Source organism: Janthinobacterium sp. BJB401, assembly GCF_013372745.1.
GTDB lineage: Bacteria > Pseudomonadota > Gammaproteobacteria > Burkholderiales > Burkholderiaceae_D > Janthinobacterium > Janthinobacterium rivuli.
In genome coordinates, this window is sequence record NZ_JABXFH010000007.1 from 93,616 (window position 1) to 115,387 (window position 21,772).

The following is a 21,772-nucleotide window of genomic DNA, read 5'->3' on the forward strand; positions in this document are numbered from 1 at the left end:
GCCATCCCCGGCGGCCGATTTTCTTACATTGCCAGTGCTTTTTTCATCGCCTGGCCCGCCACGTCGAACAATCCCCGCGCCGCTGGCGTCAGGCCCAGCATGTGCATAGCCGCATGGATCATGCCGTCAAGCTGCACGCACTCGGCCGCCACGCCATCGTCGCGCAGCCGCTGTGCATACGTAATCCCCTCGTCGTGCAGCGGGTCATATTCGCATACCAGCACGGTCGCCGGCGGCAAGTCCTTCAGCGTACTTGCCCGCAGTGGCGCCGCGTAAGGCTGCGTGCCGTCGGCCGGTTCATTCAGGTAGGCCGACCAGCAAAAACGCATGGCCTCGCGGGTCAGCGAAAAGCCTTCCGCATGGCGCTGGTAGGACGGCGTATCGAAGGCAAAATCAAGCGCCGGGTACAGCAGCAACTGGTGCGCCAGCGCGGGGCCGGCCTGGTCGCGCGCCATCAGGGCGGCGGCTGCCGCCAGGTTGCCGCCCGCGCTGTCGCCACCCACCGCCAGCCGCCGCGCATCGATGCCCAGCGCCGCCGCATGCTCGGCGACCCAGCACAGCGCCCGGTAAAAGTCGGCTAGCGGCACGGGGAACTTGTGCTCGGGCGCCAGCCGGTAGTCGACGGAAAAGATCACGCAGCCGGTGGCGTTGGCCAGCGCGCGGCACGGATTGTCGTACAGGTCCAGCGAACACAGACACCATCCGCCGCCATGCGCGAAGACGATGGCCGGCAAGGGCTGGTTCGTGTCCGCGCCAGCCGGCACATAGGCGCGCACGGCCAGTGCATGCTCGCCGGGCAGCACGTAATCCTTGATGGCCGCGACGTCTTCCAATGGCCCGTGCAACTGGCGCAAGCCCGTTTCCGTGGCCGCGCGCAAGTGTGCCAGCGAGGCGGACAGCGGCGCATCTTTTGTCTGTTCCAGCCAGGCGGCGATCAGCGGATCGAGACTCACACTGGTTCTCCCGCCAGGAAGGGCAGCAGGTGGGCGATGAACGCTTGCGGCTGTTCTTCCATGATGAAGTGGCCGCATTCAGCGACGATGGCGCCTCGCAAATTGTCGGCCTTGCCCTGCATGGTCAGCAGGGGCGCGTCGTTGGTCGCATGGTCGGCGCCGATGGCCAGCACGGGCATGGCCAGGCTCTTTTTCGCCCGCTCGAGGTTTTGCTTGATGGTTTCGGGAATGGCCCGGTAGTAGGCGAAGCCGGCGCGCAGGGCGCCTGGCGTGGCGTAGGCGTCCGCATACACGTCGACGGCCACCTTGTCGCGGCGGTACGACCAGCGGTCGAAGATGAAGCGGATGTACTCGCGCTCCTTGCCCGCAGTGAGCATTTCCGGCAAGTCCAGCACCTGGTTGAACATGAAGTGCCACAGGAAGATATTGTCGGACGGCGCGACAAAAATGGGCGGCGCCGGCGCCAGGCCGGGAATGACGGCTTCCGTCAGCGCCAGTTTCGTCACGGCCTGCGGGAAATCGCTGGCCAGCGCGTAGCCGACCCACATGCCGATGTCGTGGCCGACCACGTCGTACTGCGCGTGGCCCAGGGCCAGCATGGTGCGGTGCAGGGTAGTTGCCACGGCGCCCGTGTCGTAGCCGCCGGCCGGGCGGTCGGAATGGCCGCTGCCGGGCGGGTCGATGGCGATGGCCTGATAGCCATTGGCGGCCAGCGCCGCCATCACGTGGCGCCATGCATACCAGGTTTGCGGCCAGCCGGGGATCAGCAGCACGGGTTTGCCGTTGCCGGTACCAGCGATCACGCAATGCAGGCGCTGGCCGTCGATGCGGACGTAGTCGTGAATGAAGTCGTTCATAGGGTTTCCTTGATTAGTTGTGCTGGATGCCCAGCAGGGTATGGATCTGCTCTGCGCTGACGGGGGCGCCGGCGAAGTCGTCGAAGATCTTGTCGGTGACGGGAATGATGTGGGCATTGATGAAGGCCACGCCTTCGCGCGCGCCCACTTCCTGGTCCTTCAGGCAGCACTCCCATTCCAGGGTGGCCCAGCCCGCGTAATCGTTCTGCGCCATCTTCGAGAAGATGGCCTTGAAGTCGACCTGGCCATCACCGAGCGAACGGAAACGCCCGGCGCGGTTTTCCCACGACTGGTAGCCGCCGTAGATGCCTTGCCGCCCCGTCGGATTGAACTCCGCATCCTTCACATGGAACATGCGGATATGGTCCTTGTAGATGTCGATGAATTCCAGGTAGTTCAGCTGCTGCAGCACGAAGTGGCTGGGGTCGAACAGCATCTTGCAGCGCGGATGGCGGCCCACGCGCTCGTAAAACATTTCGAAGCTGATGCCGTCATGCAGGTCTTCGCTGGGGTGGATTTCGTAGCACAAGTTGACACCCTGTTCCTCGCACACGTCGAGGATGGGCAGCCAGCGGCGCGCCAGTTCGTCGAAGGCCGTCTCGATCAGGCCGGGCGGACGCTGCGGGAACGGGAATAAATATGGCCAGGCGAACGAGCCGGAAAAGGTGCCCATGTCGGTGAGGCCCAGGCGTTTCGAGGCCATGGCCGCCAGCTTGACTTGCTCGATGGCCCACGCCGTGCGCGCTTCCGGCTGGCCGTGCAGGTGTGCCGGCGCGAAGCTGTCGCACAGCGCGTCGTAGGCCGGGTGCACGGCCACCAGCTGGCCGAGGATGTGCGTCGTCAGTTCGCTGACGACGAGGCCATGGCCCGCCAGCATGGCGACCAGGTCGTCGCAATATTGCTGGCTGTGCGCGGCCTGCGCCACGTCGAACAGGCGCGCATCCCAGGCGGGAATCTGCAGGGCCTTGAAGCCCATGCCGGCCGCCCACTCGGCGATGGCGGGCAGGGTGTTGAAGGGCGCCGTGTCGGCGGCGAATTGTGCCAGGTGCAGGCTCGGTCCTTGGATGGTTTTCATATCGGCTCCTATTGTTTGTCGATCGACAAAGAATAGGCGAAATTTTCTGTTCGGTCAAGGCGGTCATGCAAAATAAATCGCGAATGCGCGGTGGGCGCCAGGCGTTATACTGGCCGCCAGTTCGTAAGCAGAGGATGAAAATGGCAGGAAGACCGAGGGAATTTGACCGCGCGCTGGCGTTGGAAAAAGCGCGTGACGCGTTCTGGACGCGCGGCTACGAGGGCGTGTCGATGGCCGACCTGGTGGCGGCGCTGGGCATCGCCTCTGCGCGTATCTATGCGGCGTTTGGCTCGAAGGAGCAGTTGTTCCGCGAAGCCGTGGAACTGTATGAGACGGGCGAAGGCGCGTTTGCCGTGCACGCGCTGGCCGCCAGCCTGAATGTGCGCGACGCGGTGGCGCGCATGCTGGAAGAAGCCGTGCTGCTGTACACGCGCAGCGGCCAGCCGCAAGGCTGCATGGTGGTCACGGCCGCCACGAATACGAGCGCAGACAACGCGGGCATCGCCGACTGGCTGGCGCAGCACCGCCGCGCGCGCACGCAAGCCGTCATCGAGCGCCTGCGCGCGGCGCAGCTGGCGGGAGAATTAAAAGGAGAGGCGGACGTGCAGGCGCTGGGCGACTATTATGCGGCCTTGCTGCATGGCCTGTCGGTGCAGGCGCGCGACGGCATTCCGGCCGAACGGCTGCTGGCGCTGATTCAACCGGCGCTGGCGCCGTTGGCGCTGGAAATGAAAAATTAAACTATCTTGTCGATAGTCGCCGTGTTTAAGTCTTGACGTCGATCAGGCTGCCCAGGGCCTGGTCGGCCGCCTTGACGACATTCGCCGACAAATTAAAGCCGGCCTTGTAGACGAGGTTATCCGTCAGCTCGGACGCGAGGCCCACGCCGTTCGGCCGGCTTTCGGCCGCCTTGGCCGCATTCGCGTTGGCGCCGCTGACGCTTTCGCTGGCGGCCAGCTTGCGCCCTTCGACGGAGAGGGTGACGCCCGTGCCGGCCGGGCTGGACTCCTGGAACTGGGCTTGCTGCGGCTGGAAACCCGGCGTATTCGCATTGGCGATATTGTTGGCGGCCACATCCAGCGCGCGCTGGTTGGCGGTCAGCCCCGAGGTCCCGGTGGTAAGGGCGGATATGGACATGGCAACTCCTTCAGTGTGCGCCCAGTGTACTCCCGTCAACAGGAAAAGTGGTTGGTGCAAGGCAACAATTTTTCCCCAGGTGGTTGCCGTAAAAAATATGTGCGTCACGTAATTTTTTTATATTGTTCTGTGGCATTTCACTGTCTAGACTGGCAGGGAAGTCATCCACGGAGTCCGCCATTTTCCACCTGCTTCGCCCTCTTTTCCCGGGTTTGCTGCTCAGCTTGCTTTGCCTGCCCCTGAAAGCCCAGCTTGTTCCCACGCCGTTGCCGCTCGATGCGCGCCTGAACGAGCAAGTCATCATGCTGCCGGCCGGCGACGGTTTGCGCGAGGTGCTGGAGACGACGGTGTTCCGCCCCGCCGGCCCCGGCCCGTTTCCCCTGCTGCTGATGAATCACGGCAAGCAGGCCGGCCCCGCCCGGCTGCAGCAGCGCGAGCGCTTCATCTATATGGCCACCGAATTCGTGCGCCGCGGCTATGCGGTGATGCTGCCCATGCGCGCCGGTTTTGCCCGTTCCACGGGGGCCTACCGCGATTTCGGCTGCGACATGCTGGGCAACGCGCAGGGTCAGGCGCGCGACATGCTGGCCGCGCTCGCGTATGCGCGCCGCCAGAGCTGGGTCGACCCGCAGCGCATCGTCGTTGCGGGCCAGTCGTATGGCGGCATGGCGGCGTTGGCGCTGGCCACCCGGGTGGTGCCCGGCGTACGGGGCGTGCTCAATTTTTCCGGCGGGCTGCGCGTCGACATGCCCGGCTGCGATTGGCAAGGGGCGCTGGCGAAGACCTTTGCCACGATGGGCGCCTACAACCATATTCCCAGCCTGTGGCTGTATGGCGCCAACGATTCCTATTTCGGGCCGGCCCTGGCGCAGCGGCTGTTTCGCTCGTTCACGGGTTCCGGCGGCCAGGCGCAACTGGTCTCCTATGGCCCGTTCAAGCGCGACGCCCACCTGACCCTGGGCAGCCGCGACGGGGTGGCCGTGTGGCTGCCGGCCACCGAGCGCTTCCTGCAGAAAATCGGCATGCCGGTGCGCCAGGTCTACCGCGTGGCCGATGCGCCATCGCCGCCGGCCACGCATTTCGCGCCGCAGGACGATATCGCCGCCGTGCCTTACCTGGAAGAGCAGGGCCGCGCCGCCTACCGCGACTTCCTCGAGAAAACCGCGCCGCGCGCCTTTGCCCTGTCGGCCAGCGGCGCCTGGGGCTGGGCCGAGGAGGGCGAAAGCCCCGACGTGCGCGCGCTCGCTTCGTGCCAGCGGCGCAGCAGCCTGCCGTGCCAGCTGTATTCGGTCGATGAAAGCGTCGTTTGGCCCGTCGCCGGCGCCAGCGCGAGCGCCGCCGGCGGTGCGCAATAGGCTGCCGCGCACGATAGTTGTCGCCGAAACGGGGGATGGGCGAATATACTAGGCGAAAAGGGAGGCGTTGCGCTTCCCGTCCGCCCTTATCATCAGCGAGAATTCACCCTTATGGCGTCATCCCCAGAAAACCTCAGCATGGCCGTGTTTTGCGACTTCGAGAACGTCGCGCTCGGCGTGCGAGATGCAAATTACGAAAAATTCGATATCAAGCCCATCCTCGAACGCTTGCTGCTCAAGGGCAGCATTGTTGTCAAGAAGGCATATTGCGACTGGGACCGTTATAAAAGTTTCAAGGGCACCATGCATGAGGCGAATTTCGAACTGATCGAAATTCCCCACGTGCGCCAGTCCGGCAAGAATTCGGCCGACATCCGCCTCGTGGTCGATGCGCTGGACTTGTGCTACACCAAGGCCCACGTCAACACCTTCGTCATCATCAGCGGCGATTCCGACTTTTCGCCGCTCGTGTCGAAACTGCGCGAAAACGCCAAGCAGGTGATCGGCGTGGGCGTCAAGCAGTCGACCTCCGACCTGCTGGTGGCGAACTGCGACGAATTCATTTTCTACGATGACCTGGTGCGCGAAAGCCGCCGCACGGCCGCCAAGCGCGATGCGCGCGAAACTCCGGCGGCCAAGCGTTCGCCGGACGAAGAAGTGCGCCGCAAGGAAAAATATGAGTCGCGCAAGACGGAAGCGATCGAGATGGCCGTTGCCACCTTCGATGCGCTGGTGTCCGAACGTGGCGATAGCGGCAAGATCTGGGCCTCGATGCTGAAAGAAGCGATCAAGCGCCGCAAGCCGGACTTCAGCGAGTCGTACTATGGTTTCCGCACCTTCGGCAACCTGCTGGAAGAAGCGCAGACGCGCGGCTTGCTGGAATTTGGCCGCGATGAAAAATCGGGCGCCTACGTCTACCGCAGCAGCGGCCTGGTGCCTGTCGCCGCGCTCGTGAATGGCGAAGTCGCCAGCGTAGCCATCGTCACCGGCGAGTCCGGCCTGACGGCGGAAGAGGGCAATCAGCGCGATGGCGGCAGCCGCCGCGATTCGCGCCGCAATGGCCGTGGCGGCCGCAAGCAGAACGAGCAGCGCCGCGGCGAGTCCGCGCCACAGGCTTTCGTGCCGGTGGCCGATGCGGAAACAGACGTCGTCGAGCCGTACGCGCCGGCGCCGCAGCCGGAGGTACAGCACGAGGTAGCCGAGGTTGTGGAAGTAATGGCAGAAGAAGGCAACGCCAAGCGCGGTTCGCGCCGCAATGGCCGCGGCGGCCGCAAGAATGGCGATGGTGCCCGCGAAGCGCGCGCCGAAGTTGTCGAAGTCGAGGTGGCGCCGGTTGTCGAAGCCATGCCTGAACCTGTACCTGAGCCGGTAGTGGAAGCGAAGCCAAAGGCAAAGCCGCGCACGCCGGCCCGCAAGGCGGCAGCGGCGAAGAAGCCTGCCAAGAAGGCGGTTGAGGCGGTAGTGGAAGCTGCACCTGTGATTGAGCCTGCTCCGGTCGAAGTGGCTGTCGTGGCCGAAGACAAGCCAGCCAAGGCGCCGCGCAAGACGCCGGCACGCCGTCCTGCACGCAAGAAGGCGGAAGCGGCTTGATTGAAGCCCCGAAAGCAAGGGCTGGGGTCGGACGGGGACGCCAAGTCCCGGCGGGTCTGACCCCGGATGTCTGCTGCGTTCCGGTACGTTCGGCTTAAGCCATGTACCACGGCGAACGCTTCAACAGCATTTCCCATACGGTGGGCGCCGCGCTGGCGGCCATCGGCGGCGTCATCCTGATCGTCGTGGCGGCCCGCACGGGCGACCCGTGGAAAATCGTCAGCTGCAGCGTGTATGCGGCCATGCTGCTCACGCTGTACCTGACATCCACTCTGTACCACAGCGTGCGCGGCAAGGCCAAGGCCGTGCTGCAGCGGCTCGACCACTGCGCCATCTACCTGCTCATCGCGGGAACCTACACGCCATTCATGCTGGTGACCCTGCGCGGGCCGTGGGGCTGGTCGCTGTTCGGCGTCGTCTGGGGCCTGGCCATCATCGGCATCGTGCAGGAGTATGTGTACGCGAAAGGCGCGCGCATATTGTCGCTGGTGATATACGTGGCCATGGGCTGGCTGATCGTCATCGGCATCAAGCCGCTCTTGGCGGCGCTCGAGTGGAACGGCTTCCTGTGGCTGGTGGCAGGCGGCCTGTGCTACACGGGCGGCATCGCTTTCTATGCCACCGACCACAAACTGCGCCATGGCCACGGCATCTGGCACCTGTTCGTGCTGGCCGGCAGTAGCTGCCATTTTATCGCCATTTTGTTCTACGTTGCCTGACGTTGGCTGCCGCCTTCACTGTTGCCGCTATTCCATTATAATGGCGCGATATGTGAAAGTAGCGCAACAATGCGGCAACAATAAGGCAACAATGGATATCAATTCGGACGACCTGAAAATCTTTGTCACCGTCATCGACAGCGGCACCCTGAGCGCGGCCGCCGTGCACCTGGGGCAAACCACGTCGGGCGTCAGCCGCGCCCTGTCACGCCTGGAAGACAAGCTGGCCACCTCGCTCCTGACGCGCACCACGCGTCGCATGGAGCTGACGGAAGAGGGGCAGCTGTTCCTCGACAAGGCGCGCGCCATTCTCGCGTCGATGGAAGACGTGGAGGAATCGATCCGCATCCGCCGCCAAAAGCCGGCCGGCCGGCTGTCCGTCGATGCTGCCTCGCCCTTCATGCTCCATTGCGTGGTGCCGCACGTGGCGGAATTTCGCGCCATGTACCCGGACATCCGCCTGGAGCTGACCAGCAACGACCAGATCGCCGACCTGCTCGAACACCGCACCGACATCGCCATCCGCATCGGCGCCCTGGTCGATTCGACCCTGCATGCGCGCCCGCTCAGTGCCAGTCCGCTGCACGTGCTGGCCACGCCCGCCTACCTGGCGCGCCACGGCGAACCGGCCACGCCGGAAGCGCTGTCCGGCCATGCGCTGCTGGGCTTTGCGCAATATGAACTGGGGAATAACTGGCCGCTGCGCCACGAAGCGGGCAACAGCCTGCAGATCGTGCCCGCGCTGGCCGCCTCCAGCGGCGAAACCCTGCGCCAGCTGGCCCTGCACGACCAGGGCATCGTCTGCCTGTCCGACTTCATGACGAAGGACGACATCGCGGCCGGCCGGCTGGTGCAGGTGCTGCAGCCGTTTTATACGGGCTACCGGCAGCAGATCCACGCCGTCTACTACCGCAATACGCAGCTGGCGCAGCGCATCAGCTGCTTCCTCGAATTCCTGCAACAGAAGCTGTAAGGCCAGGCATGAAGGAGAAGAGCATGGAGTGCCCCACCTGCGGCGAATATGGCGACCTGCTGCATGCGACCATCCGCAAAACGGGGCAACAGGTGATCGTTTGCTCGGAGTGCGATCTGTTGTGGGCGCATCCGCAACAGGATATCGACCCGGCCCGCGCATCGGATGTGGCGTCGTTTTTGGCGCAGGCGGGCATTGAGCCCGATTGGCAGGAGCTGCAACTGGGCGCCAGGGTGCCGCCGCCGGCTACTGTGTGACGGGCGTTTCTTCCGCCCGCAGCAGCGCTTCCACCTCGTGCGCGGGCAGCGGCCGGCTGAAGTAATAGCCTTGCGCTTCGTCGCAGCCATGGCGGCGCAGATAGTCGAGCTGCTCCGACGTTTCCACGCCTTCGGCCACCACGCGCAGCTTCAGATTGTGCGCCAGGGCGATGATGGAGACGACGATGGCCGCATCGTCCGCGTCGCGTGCCACGTCGCCGACGAAGCTGCGGTCGATCTTCAGCACGTCGATGGGGAAGGTGCGCAGGTAGGCGAAGCTGGAATAGCCGGTGCCGAAGTCGTCGATCGACAGCTGCACCCCCAGCGCCTTCATGTCGTGCAGCTGGCTGACGGCCAGCGCCACATCGTGCATGAACAGGCTTTCCGTCAGTTCCAGTTCCAGGCAGGCGGGCGGCAGGCCCGTTTCCAGCAGCACTTCAGCAATCGAGGCCACCAGGTTCGGCTCGTTGAACTGGCGCGCCGACAGGTTCACGGCCAGGCGCAAGGTGTCGAGTCCCGCCGCATGCCAGCGCTTCACCTGCGCGCACGCTTCGCGCATGACCCAGGCGCCGATCGGCACGATCAGGCCCGTGTCTTCGGCCAGCGCGATGAAGCGCTGCGGCGCCACCATGCCCAGATCCGGATGCTGCCAGCGCAGCAGCGCTTCCACGCCGACGATGCGTCCGCTGGCCAGGTCCACCTGCGGCTGGTAATGCAGCACGAACTGCTCGCGTTCGAGCGCATTGCGCAGCGCCGTCTCGATGCGCAGGCGCTCCAGCGTGGCCTGATTCATGGCCGTTGTGTAGAACTTGATGTTGTTGCGGCCCTGTTTCTTGGCGCAGTACATGGCGATGTCGGCCTGCTCGATCAGGTTCTGCGTCTCGCCATTCAGGGTCACGTCGCCAGGCGCGTCGTAGCGCGACATGTCGTACACGGCCACGCCGATGCTGCAGGTGACGAAGAATTCCTTGCCGTCCAATAGCACGGGCTGGGCCACGGCATCCATCACGCGCTGCACGATGGCGCCGCTGAGCACTTCGTCGGCCTGTTCGCACAGGATGGCGACGAATTCGTCGCCCGACAGGCGCGCCACCGTATCGCTTTCGCGCAGGCTGGCCTGCAATCGCGTGGCGATGGTTTTCAGCAGCAGGTCGCCGGCCTTGTGTCCGAGGCTGTCGTTGACGAACTTGAAGCGGTCGAGGTCGATCAACAGCACCCACAAGGCGCGGTTCTTGCGGCGCGACAGGGCCATCGCCTGCGCCAGGCGGTCGCGCAGCAGCGCGCGGTTGGGTAAACCCGTCAGCACGTCGTGGTGGGCGATGTGCTGGATTTGCTGCTCGGCCAGCTTGCGTTCCGTGATTTCGGAGCCCGTGCCCCGGTAGCCGCGAAATTCACCGAGCTCGTTGAACAGCGGTTCGCCATTGATGCTGAACCAGCGCAGCTGGCCGTCGCGGTCCTGCATCGCATATTCGAGGTTGGAAAAGGGCAGGTGCGCTTCCAGGTTGGCGATATGCTGCTTGCCCCAGCGCGAATTGCGCATCTCCGCGTTGTTGTCCCAGCGCGTCATGCCGATGAAGCGTTCCAGCGGCATGTTCGACTTGTCCGTGAAACCGCTGGTGATGTGGGTGAAGCAGAAATGGGCGTCCTGTTCCCAGTACCAGTCCGAGGACAGGGCCAGCAGGCGGCGGAAGCGCTTTTCGCTTTCCTGCAAGGCGCGCTCCGTGCGCTGGCGCGCCCGCACGTCGGCGCTGAGCAGCTCGTTGCTGCGCTTGAGGTCGGCCGTGCGCTGCTCCACCAGCAGTTGCACGCGGCGCGAGCGCTGTGTCAGCGACTGCACGAAGGCGGCCGTCAGCAAGCTGAACAGCAAGCCCGTGATCAGGGTAAACAATGAGCCCAGATGGTCGGCCAGGAAGGGACGCGGATGGGCCACCACGCGCACGTGCCAGGGCCGGCCGGCGGAGGTGAAGGCCCGGTCATAATGGTTGTGGTAGGCAAAGTGCAGCCAGCGCGGGAGGGACTCCCAGGCGCCGCCCGGCTCGTCGACGGGCGCCTGGCCGTGGCGGAAGATCAATTGACGCGGGTCGGCGCCGGCGTCGGCGTAGACACTGAGTTCAAGCTGCGAGTCGCCCAGCAGGTCGGCGCCGGCAAGGATTTTTTGCACCAGTTCCCCGGCGCGCACGATGACGGCCGTATCGCCGATCAGCGCCGCGCGCCGCTGCGCTATCGTTTGCAGGGGCACGCCGTGGCGGTACACGGGACGCACGATGACGAAGCCCCGTTGCGGCCCTTGCGCCAGGGCCAGCAGACCGGTGGCGGTGGTCTGGCCGCTGATGATCGCCTGTTCCAGCGCGCGCGCCAGCACCCCGCTCGGGCTGACGTTCAGGCCGAAGGCGGGGCCGTTGTCCTGCAAGGGTTCGAGGTAATCGACCACCAGGTAACTGGCGCGCGTGGTGGCGGGCACGACGACGCCATCGCGCATTTCCGTCATGGCGTAGCCGGGCACGATGCGCCGCAGTTCGGCCTCGAATGCAGGGCGCTGCGCATGCGGCACGATGCGGTGGAAATTGAAGGCCTGGATGAAGGGGTGGCGCTGCAGCAGCGGCGTGGTGAAGTCGTGGAATTGTTCGCGCGTGACGGGCACGACGGCGGCAAACAGCTGGTTCGTCGTGGTCAGCACCTCGACCGCGTCGTCGAGCCCCTGCTCGATGGCGGCCACCCTGGCGCCGGCGCGCTGCTGCAGGCTCAGGCCCATCTTGTCGTATTCGAGCTGGCTGATGGCGGCAAACAGCACGGCCGTCACGCTGACGCCGCAGGCAAAGGTCAGCGCGGCCGCGGCGGAAATCGACAATGGCAGGCGGCCACGCAGCATGGTTTTTCCTATCTCACTTCATGGACACATGGGTTCGGCGGCGCCTGCCGGCCCCACGCAGGCCGTAGTTTGTCATAAACCACATCCATCATGCTGATTTTGCACCAAAACACTGCTAATAAGCAACAATATCTATGACCCGGGAAGACGACTTTCAGTCGTTGTCGCTGCCTGACCGGCGGCGCACACGCCACAACTGCCATGCCGGCAGCCAGCGGTTCAGGAAAGACAGGCCGGCCATCCGGCGCCAGCGCACCAGGCGCACCATGCGCATGGCGCGGCCGCCGGCGTCCTGGCCCGGCTCGGGCTTGGCGGCGAAGACGATGCGGTTATTGCCGGCGATGCCGTCGAAGTGGCACACGGCGCCGCGGAAAGTCAGCATCAGGCGCGCCAGCATGGCGGGGTAGTGCTCGTCATAACTGAACAGGTTGGCCACCAGCACGCCGCCGGGCAGCAGCGCGCGCAGGCAATCCGCATAGAAGCGCGCGCTGCCCAAGGCTGGCGGCAGGCCCGTTTCGTCGTAGCCGTCGAGCAGCAGCACGTCGGCGCAGCCCGGATGCTGGCGGATATAGCTGACGGCGTCCGTCTCGATGACGCGCAGGCGTGCATCGTCGGGCGGCAGCATGAACTGCTCGCGCAGGGCGATCACGTCGGCGCGCAATTCCAGCACCGTGATGCGCGTGTCGGGCAGGTGGCGGTGGCAGAATTTCAGCAGCGAGCCGCCGCCCAGGCCCACCATCAGGATGTGCCGCGGGCGCGGCACGAACAGGGTAAAGCACATCATGGCGCGTGCATAGCGCAGCAGCAGATGGTCGGGGCGCGACAGCAGCATTTCGCTCTGGATCATGCCGGGCTGGAATTCCAGGCGGCGCCGGTCGCCACAGGTATGCACCTGCGGGGCAGGCGGGGTGGTGCTTCTGTTTTCCGGCATGGGACGACTTCGCTGAGTGGACTGGGGGAGATGCTTTGTTGCATTCAGAGAAATCTGATAAGCTCCCGTGAGCATACCCGATTAATCCGCGCCGAGCATGCGTATATGTATATGCATACGGCGCGCGGCGGCACGGCTGCGCAGTCGGGCACCATGGAGACAAGCATGTTTTTGGATCACCCCATCATTACGGCGACGAACAGTTTTACTGAGCCTGACCGCATCGAGCGGCTGACGCGCGTGTACGGCTACGCGGCGGCGCTGGCCGACCAGGCCGGCAATGTCGGTTTCATTGAAAAAGTGGCGCAAATCCACGACCACAAGGGCACCCTCATCGTCTTCTGGCATGAAGTTCCCAGCGAAGTGGAAAAGCAGTATTTCGTGCAGGCCTGGGCCAGCAAGGTCGGCGACGGCAGTACCAATGTCGAGCACGAAATCTGAGCTGGCGTGCCGCGCCTGCGCGGCGACGGCGTAGCCCATGGATATCAAGACCCTGGTACTGGCCCTGGCGCTCGGCAACCTGAGCCTGTGCGCGGCCCTGTTCTTCTTCGAGTACGAGCGCAAGAAGTCGCTCAGCATGTCCACCTGGGCGGTGGCCAAGCAATGCCAGGCCGTGGCCTGGTGTCTGCTGTATTTCCGCGGCGTGCTGCCCGATTACCTCTCCATCTTGCTGGGCAACAGCCTGCTGTTTGCCGGCATGGCGCTGGACGCGGGCGCGCTGTGGCAGGCGGCCGGGCGCAGCGGTTGGCGCCGCTATGTCTTGCCGGCGCTGGGTGTGTCGGTGGGGCTGTTTGCCGCCTGTTATCTGTTCGACGTGGCGCCGCTGCTGCGCAGCGCCGGCGGTTCGCTGATCGTGGCCGGTTTCTTCCTCGCCGGTGTGGCCGCGCTGTGCCTGAAATGGCGCGAGGCGAGCATGCTGCGCCGCTTCCTCGTCGTCAGCATGGGTCTGCTGTCCTTGCTGATCGCCGCGCGCGGCGTGCTGGCCGCCACGATCCCGGCTTTTGACGCGGAGCTGCTGCAGCTGGCCGGCTTCGGCGCCCTGTACCTGATGATGCTGACGAACGCCTTCGGCTATTTGCTGCTGTCGCGCGAAAAACTGGGCGGCGAGCTGGCGCGCCTGGAAGTGCTCGACGCGGCCACGGGCGTGCCGAACCGGCGCGGCTTTTACCAGGCGCTGGCGCCGTGGATGGCGCTGGCGCGCCGGCCCGGCTTGCCCACGGCGCTGGTGGTGCTCAATATCGACCACTTCAAACGAGTCAACGACAGCTATGGCCATCCGGTCGGCGATGCGGTGCTGAAAACCATCGTCGACACCTGCCGCCAGCAGTTGCGCGACAGCGACCTGATGGGCCGCTTGGGCGGCGCCGAGTTCGCCATCCAGCTGCCGCGCACGACCCTGGCCGATGCGCTGATGGTGGCCGAGCGCATCCGCGCCGCCGTCGAAGTGCTGCCCGTCAAGACGGAGCGCGCCGTGCTGCAACTGACGGCCAGCCTGGGCGTGACCACCATCCGCGCCGAAGACAGCACCGTCAGCCTGTTCAAGCGGGCCGACGAAGCGCTGCAATCGGCCAAGCAGGCGGGCCGCAACCGCGTCGTCGAGGCGCAGGGCGCCAGCACCCTGGACGTATAAGTCAGCCTACTTTTTATCAGCTTACTTTTTGCGCGAGCCCAGCCAGCTGGGTTCTTTGCCGCATTCCTTGGGCAGGAACAGGGCATCGAGGCCCGGATCGCAGCGCCGGTCAGGCGCCTTCATCGGCTCGACGGTCAGCCATTCGCTCTTGGGCAGTATCTTTTCTTCGCGTGGCGCGACGGGCGGCGCGGGCGGCAGGCTGTCTTGCCAGCGTGACTCCGCGGCAGGCGCGGGCGGGGTGGCCCAGTTCGCGTCAACCTGCGCTTCGGGCGCTGGCGGCGTGTCCGCATGAGCGGCGGCGCACAGCAAGCTGCTGGCGAAGATGAGCGTGCGCATGGCTGTGCTGTTTATTGAAATCATGGTCTGTCCTTGGTCGGTGCCGCGAGGGCTGGCTCTGCATTATGACGCCACCCGGAAGCAAAAACACAAGAAAATTGCAACGGCATGTTACCAAAGGGACTATAGTTACTGATAGCAAGCAGGTGCACTGCAGCAAGGTGATTGAAAGGTGAGCGCGGCGCGGGGCGCCGGCACCCGAGCATGTGCATTCCCTAACTTTCATTTAAGCTAGGCAAGTTATGCTATGGCATGCACGCCAGGCTGTCCTTTGCCGTTCGCACCGCAGTTCCCCTTTTTTACTCTTGCCAGGCCCATAATGAAAATGCTCAAATCCCTGCCTGTATGGCCGCTTGCCGCCCCGATTGCCGGTTGGCTGTTCCTGTTCGGTTCCACCTTCAATCTTGGCGGCGCCTACCAGATACTGCTGGTGGCTGGCCTGATCGGCAGCGTGCTGGCCGCCGTGTACCACGCGGAAGTGGTGGCCCACCGCATCGGCGAACCGTATGGCACCCTGGTGCTGGCGCTGGCCGTGACCCTGATCGAGGTGGCGCTGATCGTCTCGCTGATGCTGGCCGGCGGACCGGAAACGACGGGCCTGGCGCGCGACACCGTGTTTGCCGCCATCATGATCATTTTGAACGGCATCGTCGGCATCTGCCTGTTGCTGGGCGCCGGGCGCCATCGCGAGCAGACCTTCGGCCTGCTGGGCGTGAGCGCGTCGCTGGCCACCCTGGCGGCGATTGCCGTTCTGACCCTGGTGCTGCCGAACTACACCTCGAGCGCCGCCGGTCCTTTCTACAATTCCAGCCAGCTGATTTTCATCGCCGTGATCTCGCTGGTCCTGTATGGCACCTTCGTGCTGGTGCAGACGGTGCGCCACCGCGACTACTTCCTGCCCAAGGAAGCCGTCGGTGATGAAGAGGTGCATGCGGCGCCGCCCACGCCCACCGTCGCCTGGGTCAGCGCCGGCGCGCTGCTCGTATGCCTGGGCGCCGTGGTGCTGCTGGCCAAGTCGCTGGCGCCCGCGCTGGAGACGGCAATTGCCGCCATGGGCGCGCCGAAAACCCTGGTCGGCATCGTCATCGCCGCCATCGTGCTGCTGCCCGAAGGCCTGGCCGCCGTGCGCGCCGCGCGTGCGAACCGTCTGCAAACGAGTCTGAACCTGGCGCTCGGTTCCGCGCTGGCCAGCATCGGCCTGACGATACCCGCCGTGGTGGTGGTGTCGCTGGCCACGGGCCTGACGATCACGCTGGGACTCGACATCAAGTCGACGGTGCTGTTGCTGCTGTCGCTGATGGTGGCCACCCTGTCGCTGGGCACGGGACGCACCACGGTCATGCAGGGCACGGTGCACCTGGTGATTTTCGCTGTCTATCTGTTCACCACCATCGTGCCGTAAACGTCGCCGCTGCGCGACTTCTTGTCACAATCCTGTCACGCCGCTGTCATACGATGGGGGTAGTGTGGTAGGATTTTTAAATCGTTTAAATGATTTATATAGTTTAGCAACTGAGTTTGCCAACTTTTTCAGTTGGCATTGCAATGACAAGACAAGAGGCCAGTATGTATGCAGCGGTGGACCTGGGGTCCAACAGTTTTCGTTTACACGTCGGCAAGCATGATGGCGACACCATCCGCGTGGTCAAGAGCGTGCGCGACCCGATACGCCTGGCCGCCGGTCTGGACGCCAATGGCGACCTGACCGAAGCGGCCATGCAGGGCGCGCTGGCTTGCCTGCAGCGCTTTCGCGCCATCCTCGCCGGCTTTGAGCTCGATGCCGTGCGCGTGGTGGCCACGTCGGCCATGCGCGTGGCGCGCAACGGCGCCGTCTTCCTGCCGCTGGCCGAGCAAGCCATCGGCCATCCGATCGAGATCATCTCGGGCGAGGAAGAGGGGCGCCTGATCTACATGGGCGTGGCCAATGCGCTGGCCATACCCGGCGAACGCCGGCTGGTGATGGACATCGGCGGCGGCTCGACGGAATTGATACTGGGGCGCGGCAACGATATCGAGAGGGTGGAATCGTTCAGCCTGGGCACCGTCAAGCAAAGCCTGTCGTTCTTCATCGGCGGACGCATCGACGCGCCGTCGTTCGAGGCCGCCATTTTGTCGGCGCGCAGCCACTTCGAGGATGCGGCGCCGCCGTATCATCCGCAGCACTGGAAGACGGCTTACGGCTCTTCCGGCACCATCCGCACCATCGCCGACATCATCGCCCGCAACAAGCTCGGTGACGGCTTGCTCACGAGCGTCAGCCTCGACGCGCTGGCGCGCCGCTTCATCGAACTCGGTCACACCAGCCGCATCGACATGCCCGGTTTGCGTCCCGACCGCGCCAGCACCATCGTCGGCGGCCTGGCCATCTTGATCGGCCTGTTCCGCGAACTGGCCATTCCCGCGATGACGCCGATCGAGGCGGGTTTGCGCATGGGCGTGATGTGGGATTTGTACCTGCGCTCGACCAAGCGCGACCGCCGCGAGCAGTCGGTGCAGGGCTGCATGGAGAAATTTCATATCGACCAGCAGCGCGCCGGCCGGGTGGCCGAGCAGGCGCTGGCCATGTATGCGCAGCTCAAGCCCACCTCCGACGCCCTGGTGAAATGCCTGCGCTGGAGCAGCCTGCTGCACGAAGTGGGCCTGGCCGTGTCGCAGACGGGCTACCACAAGCACGCCTCCTACATCGTGGAAAACGCCGACTTGCCCGGTTTTACCACGCGCGAACAGAAGACCATGAGCCGCTTGATCCTGGCGCAGAAGGGCAATTTGCGCAAGATCGGCGAAGTGCTGTCCGACCCCGACTTCGCCAAGGCCGTGCTGGCGCTGCGCCTGTCGATCCTGCTCATGCATGCGCGCATCGAAGCCGATTTCAGCGAACTGCGCCTGCGCATGAAGAGCCGCATCGAGCTCGATATCAAGCGCGGCTGGGTGGCGCACCATCCCACCGTGTCGTTCTGGATCGAGAAGGAGCAGGAATTCTGGGACGAGGTGGGCGTCGATTTCACCATCCGCGCCAGCGCATAGTGGGTCATTGCGCCATGCCGTGCGCATGGCTTGATGTGCAGCAAGCAATATTTTTAAAAACAGTATATATTGTTTATATTATTTACTAGATTGGAAAATCCATGACCAAAACCGTCCCAGCGAAAAAAGCCGACAGCGCCCCCGTATCGATGTTCCCCACCAGCGCTTCGATCAATGCGGCAGCGGCCAAGGCCGCGCCAGCCGCCAAGCCTGCAGCCAAGCCAGCCGTGAAGCCTGCGGCCAAGCCGGTGGCAAAAGCCGTCGTCAAGCCGGTGGCCGTCAAACCGGCCGCCGTCAAGCCTGTCGCCGCCAAGCCTGTGGCGGCGAAACCGGTGGCAGCGAAACCAGTAGCAGCCAAGGCGCCTGCGGCCAAGGCCGTCGTCGCCAAAGCCGTTGCCAAGCCAGCGGCCAAGGTTGCCGCGAAGCCCGCCGCCAAGGCCATCGCCAAGCCTGCAGCGAAAGCCGCTGTCAAACCGGTAGCGAAACCGGTGGTCAAAGCGGCCGCCAAGCCTGCGCCAGCGAAAAAAGCGCCGGTCGCCAAGGTCGCCGCCGTCAAGGAAAAAGCCCGCAAGCCTAAACTCGTGCGCGACAGCTTCACCATGCCGGAAGCAGAATATGAAGTGCTGGGCCAGGTGAAAAAAGCCTGTCTGAAGGCCGGTTTCGAGATCAAGAAAAGCGAACTGCTGCGCATCGGCGTGGCGCTGATCAGCCAGATCGACCTGGCCACCCTGCAAAACGTGCTGGCCGGCTTGCCGCAGCTGAAAACGGGCCGTCCGAAGAAGGACTGATGGCGCGGGCAGGGGCCGCCCCCTGCCTGGCCGTTCTGGTTTACCATGGGGCCTGTGATAGTTCCCCCATGGTTGCCATGTCAGAAGATACAGAGATCGAACGCGCCGGCTTCGTCGAGCGCGCCATCGTCCGCCACCAGGTGGGCGTTGCTACCCCCGCCATCGACCACGTCGCCGAGGAAATCCCCGTCGCGCTGGTCTTCAATGGCATTTCCCACGTCGTCATGATGGCCACCCCGCGCGATCTGGAAGCGTTCGCATATGGCTTCGCGCTGACGGAAGGCGTGGTCGCTTCCGCCGATGCCGTCTTCGACTGCGAAGTGTTCCTGCGCGCAGATTCGGCCGAAGTGGCGTTGAGCATCGCCCAGGAAGATTTCGTGCGCCTGAAGGACCGGCGCCGCCAGCTGACGGGCCGCACGGGCTGCGGCGTGTGCGGCATCGACAGCATCGACATGCTCGACTTGCAGCCGCAAGCGCTGCCGCCGTCCCTGATCCACGTCGACTTGCCGGCCGCGCTGGCGCGCGCATCAAGCGGCTTGCGCGAGCACCAGGCGCTGATGCGGGAAACGGGCGGCGTGCACGCGGCCGCGTGGTGCACGCCCGACGGCGATATCGTGTACGTGTTCGAGGATGTCGGCCGCCACAATGGCCTCGATAAACTGATCGGCCACCTGGCCTTGAATGGCGTCGACATGCGGCGCGGCTTCGTTTTTCTGTCCAGCCGTGGCAGCTACGAGCTGGCGCGCAAGGCGGCGCGCATGCAGATTCCGCTGCTGGCGACGATTTCCGCCCCCAGTTCACTGGCCATTTCCATCGCCACGCAGGCGGGCATGAAGCTGGTGGGTTTCTGCCGCCAGGATGCCTACGTCGATTACACGCCAGCCATCACGCTTTAACTTCACTGCGTTGCAGCAGCACGGGCACGGACTTCGACGTCGGCGTGCCGGCGCCGTCGGCCGTGCTGGCCAGCGGCACCAGCGCGTTCGTCTCGGGGTAATACGCGCCCAGGCAGCCGCGCGGGATGTCGTAGGCGACGAGCCGGAAACCGTCGGCGCGGCGCCCCACGCCATCGTCCCAGGCGCCGATCAGGTCCACCAGTTCGCCATCGGCAAAGCCCAGCATGGCGATATCTTCCGCGTTGGCGAAGACCACCTTGCGCGTGCCGTACACGCCGCGGTAGCGGTCATCCATGCCGTAGATGGTGGTATTGTACTGGTCGTGCGAGCGCGTGCTCATCAACACCATCAGGCGCTCGCCATGGCGCGCTCTGGCGCGGTGCAGCGGCGTATCGCGGTCCAGCGGGGCGACGAGGAAGCTGGCCTTGCCGCTGGCCGTCTTCCACACGCGTTCGCGCGAAGCCACCGTCAAATGAAAGCCGCCCGGCTGCGCCACCCTGGCGTTGTAGTCGTAAAAGTCGTCAAACACCTTTTCGATGTCGTCGCGGATGCGCGCATAGTCGGCCGCATACGCGCGCCAGTCCACCAGGCTGCTGCCCACCGTCGCTTCGGCCATGCCGGCCACGATGGCCACTTCCGAGCGCAGCTGCGGCGCAGCGGGCGCATTGCGGCCGTACGAGATATGCACCATGCTCATCGAGTCTTCCACCGTCACGCCCTGCGCCACGCCGTGCTGCAGGTCGATTTCCGTGCGCCCCAGGGTGGGCAGCAGCAAGGCTTCCTTGCCGATGACCAGGTGGCTGCGATTGAGTTTGGTGGCCACCTGTACCGTCAGCGCGCACTGGCGCAGGGCGGCAAAGGTCAGCGGCGTGTCCGGCGTGGCAGCGGCGAAATTGCCGCCCAGCGCGATGAACACTTTTACCTCGCCGCGCCGCATCGCTGCGATGGTGGCCACCACGTCGTGACCATGCGCGCGCGGCGGCGCGAATCCATACACCTGGCCCAGGCGGTCGAGGAAGGCCGCCGTCGGCTTTTCCTCGATGCCCACCGTGCGGTCGCCCTGCACGTTGGAGTGGCCGCGCACGGGACATAGCCCGGCGCCCGGCTTGCCGATCTGCCCGCGCAGCATCATCAGGTTCGACAGCATGCGGATGGCCGCCACGCTGTGCTTGTGCTGCGTCAGTCCCATGCCCCAGGTGGCGATGATGCGCTGGCCATGAATAAAAATGTCCGTCAGCGCCTCGATCTGCGCGCGCGCCACGCCCGATTCTGCCACGAGCAATTGCCAATTCTCTGCGCGCAAGTCGTCGCGGAAGGCGTCGAAGCCGCTGCAGTGTTCCGCGATGAAGGCGTGGTCGATGACGGTGGGTGCACCGGCCGCCTGCGCCGCGTCGTCATGCTCGACGACCCTCTTGGCGACGGCCTTGATCAGGGCGAAGTCGCCGCCCAGGGTGGGCTGGACGAACAGGCCGGCCAGGCGCGTGCTGCCCAGGGTCGCCATTTCCAGCGCGCTTTGCGGGTCCATGAAGCGCTGCAAGCCCCGTTCGCGCAGGGGATTGATGGAGACGATGCTGCCGCCGCGGCGCGCGCAGTCGCGCAGTTCGCCCAGCATGCGCGGGTGGTTGGTGGCGGGATTCTGGCCGAAGATGAGGATGGTGTCGGCCAGTTCGAAGTCGGCCAGGGTCACCGTGCCCTTGCCGATGCCGACAGTGGCCGGCAAGCCGCGGCTGGTCGCCTCGTGGCACAGGTTGGAGCAGTCGGGGAAGTTATTGGTGCCGTACAGGCGCGCCATCAGCTGGTACAGAAAGGCGGCTTCGTTGCTGGCGCGGCCCGATGTATAGAACGCGGCCTGGTCCGGGTCGGGCAGGGCGCGCAGGTGGCGGCCTACGAGGGCATAGGCGTCGTCCCAGGAGATCGGCACGTAGCGGTCGCTGGCGGCGTCGTACACCATCGGTTCCGTCAAACGGCCGTGCTGCTCGAGCGCGTAGTCCGATTGCTCCAGCAGCTGCGTGACGGTATGGCTGGCGAACAGTTCCGGGCCGGCGCGGCGGCTGGTCGCTTCGGCGGCGACGGCCTTGGCGCCGTTTTCGCAAAAGGCAAACGTGGAAGCGTGGTTGCGGTCGGGCCAGGCGCAGCCGGGACAGTCAAAACCGTCGGGCTGGTTTTGCGCCAGCAGCGCCTTCAGGTTCCCGGGCGCGACGCGCTCCTGGCGCAGGCTGATGGCCACGTGTTTCAGGGCGTCCCAGCCGGCGGCGGGCTTGGTGTAGGGCGTGATGTGGACGGCGTCGGTGTCTTTCATGGGCTCTTTGGGCTGGGCGAGTGTGGTAATTATGCACGATCCCCGAATGACATTGACTTGCGTCACGGAAATGACATTCGGCT

The 21,772-nt window shown here is 64.9% G+C and carries 20 protein-coding genes; 12 read left to right on the forward strand and 8 right to left on the reverse strand.

The features are described from left to right. Window positions 1–23 precede the first annotated feature (23 nt). From HWE17_RS07240 to HWE17_RS07250, 3 genes are read right to left on the reverse strand one after another with little or no spacing between them, the layout of a single operon-like run. Window positions 24–953 carry an alpha/beta hydrolase gene (locus tag HWE17_RS07240; RefSeq protein WP_369681713.1) on the reverse strand — a complete coding sequence of 310 codons (930 nt, stop codon included), beginning with the start codon at window positions 951–953 and terminating at the stop codon, window positions 24–26. Beyond that, window positions 950–1,810, reverse strand: coding sequence for an alpha/beta fold hydrolase (locus HWE17_RS07245; protein WP_176388306.1), 861 nt, complete (start codon window positions 1,808–1,810; stop codon window positions 950–952). The genes HWE17_RS07240 and HWE17_RS07245 overlap by 4 nt, the downstream gene beginning before the upstream one ends. 13 nt (window positions 1,811–1,823) lie before the next feature. Next, window positions 1,824–2,885, reverse strand: coding sequence for a sugar phosphate isomerase/epimerase (locus HWE17_RS07250; protein ID WP_176388307.1), 1,062 nt, complete (start codon window positions 2,883–2,885; stop codon window positions 1,824–1,826). Window positions 2,886–3,025: 140 nt separating this feature from the next. On the opposite strand from HWE17_RS07250, the gene HWE17_RS07255 reads away from it, so the two are divergent. Then, window positions 3,026–3,625, forward strand: a complete 600-nt coding sequence (locus HWE17_RS07255) for a TetR/AcrR family transcriptional regulator (RefSeq protein WP_176388308.1) — start codon at window positions 3,026–3,028, stop codon at window positions 3,623–3,625. Between the two features lie 25 nt (window positions 3,626–3,650). On the opposite strand, the gene HWE17_RS07260 is transcribed toward HWE17_RS07255, so the two are convergent. Then, on the reverse strand, window positions 3,651–4,022 hold the full coding sequence (locus HWE17_RS07260; protein ID WP_035817718.1) for a flagellar basal body protein: 372 nt from the start codon (window positions 4,020–4,022) through the stop codon (window positions 3,651–3,653). A gap of 224 nt (window positions 4,023–4,246) precedes the next feature. On the opposite strand from HWE17_RS07260, the gene HWE17_RS07265 reads away from it, so the two are divergent. The 5 genes from HWE17_RS07265 (at window position 4,247) to HWE17_RS07285 (ending at window position 8,916) form a co-directional block, all read left to right on the forward strand. Beyond that, window positions 4,247–5,377, forward strand: a complete 1,131-nt coding sequence (locus tag HWE17_RS07265; RefSeq protein WP_255206146.1) for a dienelactone hydrolase family protein — start codon at window positions 4,247–4,249, stop codon at window positions 5,375–5,377. A 111-nt stretch (window positions 5,378–5,488) separates the two neighbouring features. Further along, entirely contained in the window at window positions 5,489–6,967 is a 1,479-nt protein-coding gene (locus HWE17_RS07270) for an NYN domain-containing protein (protein WP_176388309.1), read from the forward strand. Window positions 6,968–7,068: 101 nt separating this feature from the next. Continuing rightward, window positions 7,069–7,686: a hemolysin III family protein gene (locus HWE17_RS07275; RefSeq protein ID WP_176388310.1), complete on the forward strand. Its 618-nt coding sequence runs from the start codon at window positions 7,069–7,071 to the stop codon at window positions 7,684–7,686. Between the two features lie 91 nt (window positions 7,687–7,777). Further along, a complete protein-coding gene (locus HWE17_RS07280; protein ID WP_035817724.1) occupies window positions 7,778–8,659 on the forward strand; it encodes a LysR family transcriptional regulator in 882 nt (293 codons plus the stop codon). A gap of 23 nt (window positions 8,660–8,682) precedes the next feature. After that, on the forward strand, window positions 8,683–8,916 hold the full coding sequence (locus HWE17_RS07285; protein WP_035817726.1) for a hypothetical protein: 234 nt from the start codon (window positions 8,683–8,685) through the stop codon (window positions 8,914–8,916). On the opposite strand, the gene HWE17_RS07290 is transcribed toward HWE17_RS07285, so the two are convergent. Then, window positions 8,906–11,785, reverse strand: a complete 2,880-nt coding sequence (locus HWE17_RS07290) for an EAL domain-containing protein (RefSeq protein ID WP_176388311.1) — start codon at window positions 11,783–11,785, stop codon at window positions 8,906–8,908. The two genes, HWE17_RS07285 and HWE17_RS07290, sit on opposite strands and share 11 nt — an antisense overlap. Before the next feature lie 154 nt (window positions 11,786–11,939). Beyond that, complete coding sequence (locus HWE17_RS07295; RefSeq protein ID WP_176388312.1) at window positions 11,940–12,716, reverse strand: transferase spermidine synthase; 777 nt, start codon at window positions 12,714–12,716, stop codon at window positions 11,940–11,942. A 165-nt stretch (window positions 12,717–12,881) separates the two neighbouring features. On the opposite strand from HWE17_RS07295, the gene HWE17_RS07300 reads away from it, so the two are divergent. Together HWE17_RS07300 and HWE17_RS07305 are read left to right on the forward strand one after the other, a co-directional pair. After that, window positions 12,882–13,157 carry a hypothetical protein gene (locus HWE17_RS07300; protein ID WP_035826809.1) on the forward strand — a complete coding sequence of 92 codons (276 nt, stop codon included), beginning with the start codon at window positions 12,882–12,884 and terminating at the stop codon, window positions 13,155–13,157. A gap of 37 nt (window positions 13,158–13,194) precedes the next feature. Continuing rightward, a complete protein-coding gene (locus tag HWE17_RS07305; protein WP_176388313.1) occupies window positions 13,195–14,346 on the forward strand; it encodes a diguanylate cyclase in 1,152 nt (383 codons plus the stop codon). 21 nt (window positions 14,347–14,367) lie between these two features. Here the strand turns inward: HWE17_RS07305 and HWE17_RS07310 are convergent, their stop codons facing one another. Next, window positions 14,368–14,706: a hypothetical protein gene (locus tag HWE17_RS07310; RefSeq protein ID WP_152598643.1), complete on the reverse strand. Its 339-nt coding sequence runs from the start codon at window positions 14,704–14,706 to the stop codon at window positions 14,368–14,370. A 295-nt stretch (window positions 14,707–15,001) separates the two neighbouring features. On the opposite strand from HWE17_RS07310, the gene HWE17_RS07315 reads away from it, so the two are divergent. The 4 genes from HWE17_RS07315 (at window position 15,002) to fdhD (ending at window position 19,390) form a co-directional block, all read left to right on the forward strand. Continuing rightward, the gene (locus HWE17_RS07315) at window positions 15,002–16,084 is read left to right on the forward strand and encodes a calcium:proton antiporter (protein ID WP_035817739.1); all 1,083 of its coding nucleotides are present in this window, start codon (window positions 15,002–15,004) and stop codon (window positions 16,082–16,084) included. A 164-nt stretch (window positions 16,085–16,248) separates the two neighbouring features. Beyond that, entirely contained in the window at window positions 16,249–17,706 is a 1,458-nt protein-coding gene (locus tag HWE17_RS07320) for a Ppx/GppA phosphatase family protein (protein WP_176388314.1), read from the forward strand. Between the two features lie 101 nt (window positions 17,707–17,807). After that, entirely contained in the window at window positions 17,808–18,494 is a 687-nt protein-coding gene (locus tag HWE17_RS07325) for a hypothetical protein (RefSeq protein ID WP_176388315.1), read from the forward strand. Window positions 18,495–18,562: 68 nt separating this feature from the next. Further along, a complete protein-coding gene (gene fdhD / locus HWE17_RS07330) occupies window positions 18,563–19,390 on the forward strand; it encodes a formate dehydrogenase accessory sulfurtransferase FdhD (protein WP_176388316.1) in 828 nt (275 codons plus the stop codon). Here fdhD and HWE17_RS07335 read toward each other — a convergent pair. Further along, complete coding sequence (locus HWE17_RS07335) at window positions 19,380–21,689, reverse strand: FdhF/YdeP family oxidoreductase (RefSeq protein WP_176388317.1); 2,310 nt, start codon at window positions 21,687–21,689, stop codon at window positions 19,380–19,382. The genes fdhD and HWE17_RS07335 overlap by 11 nt on opposite strands. Window positions 21,690–21,772: the final 83 nt, after the last annotated feature.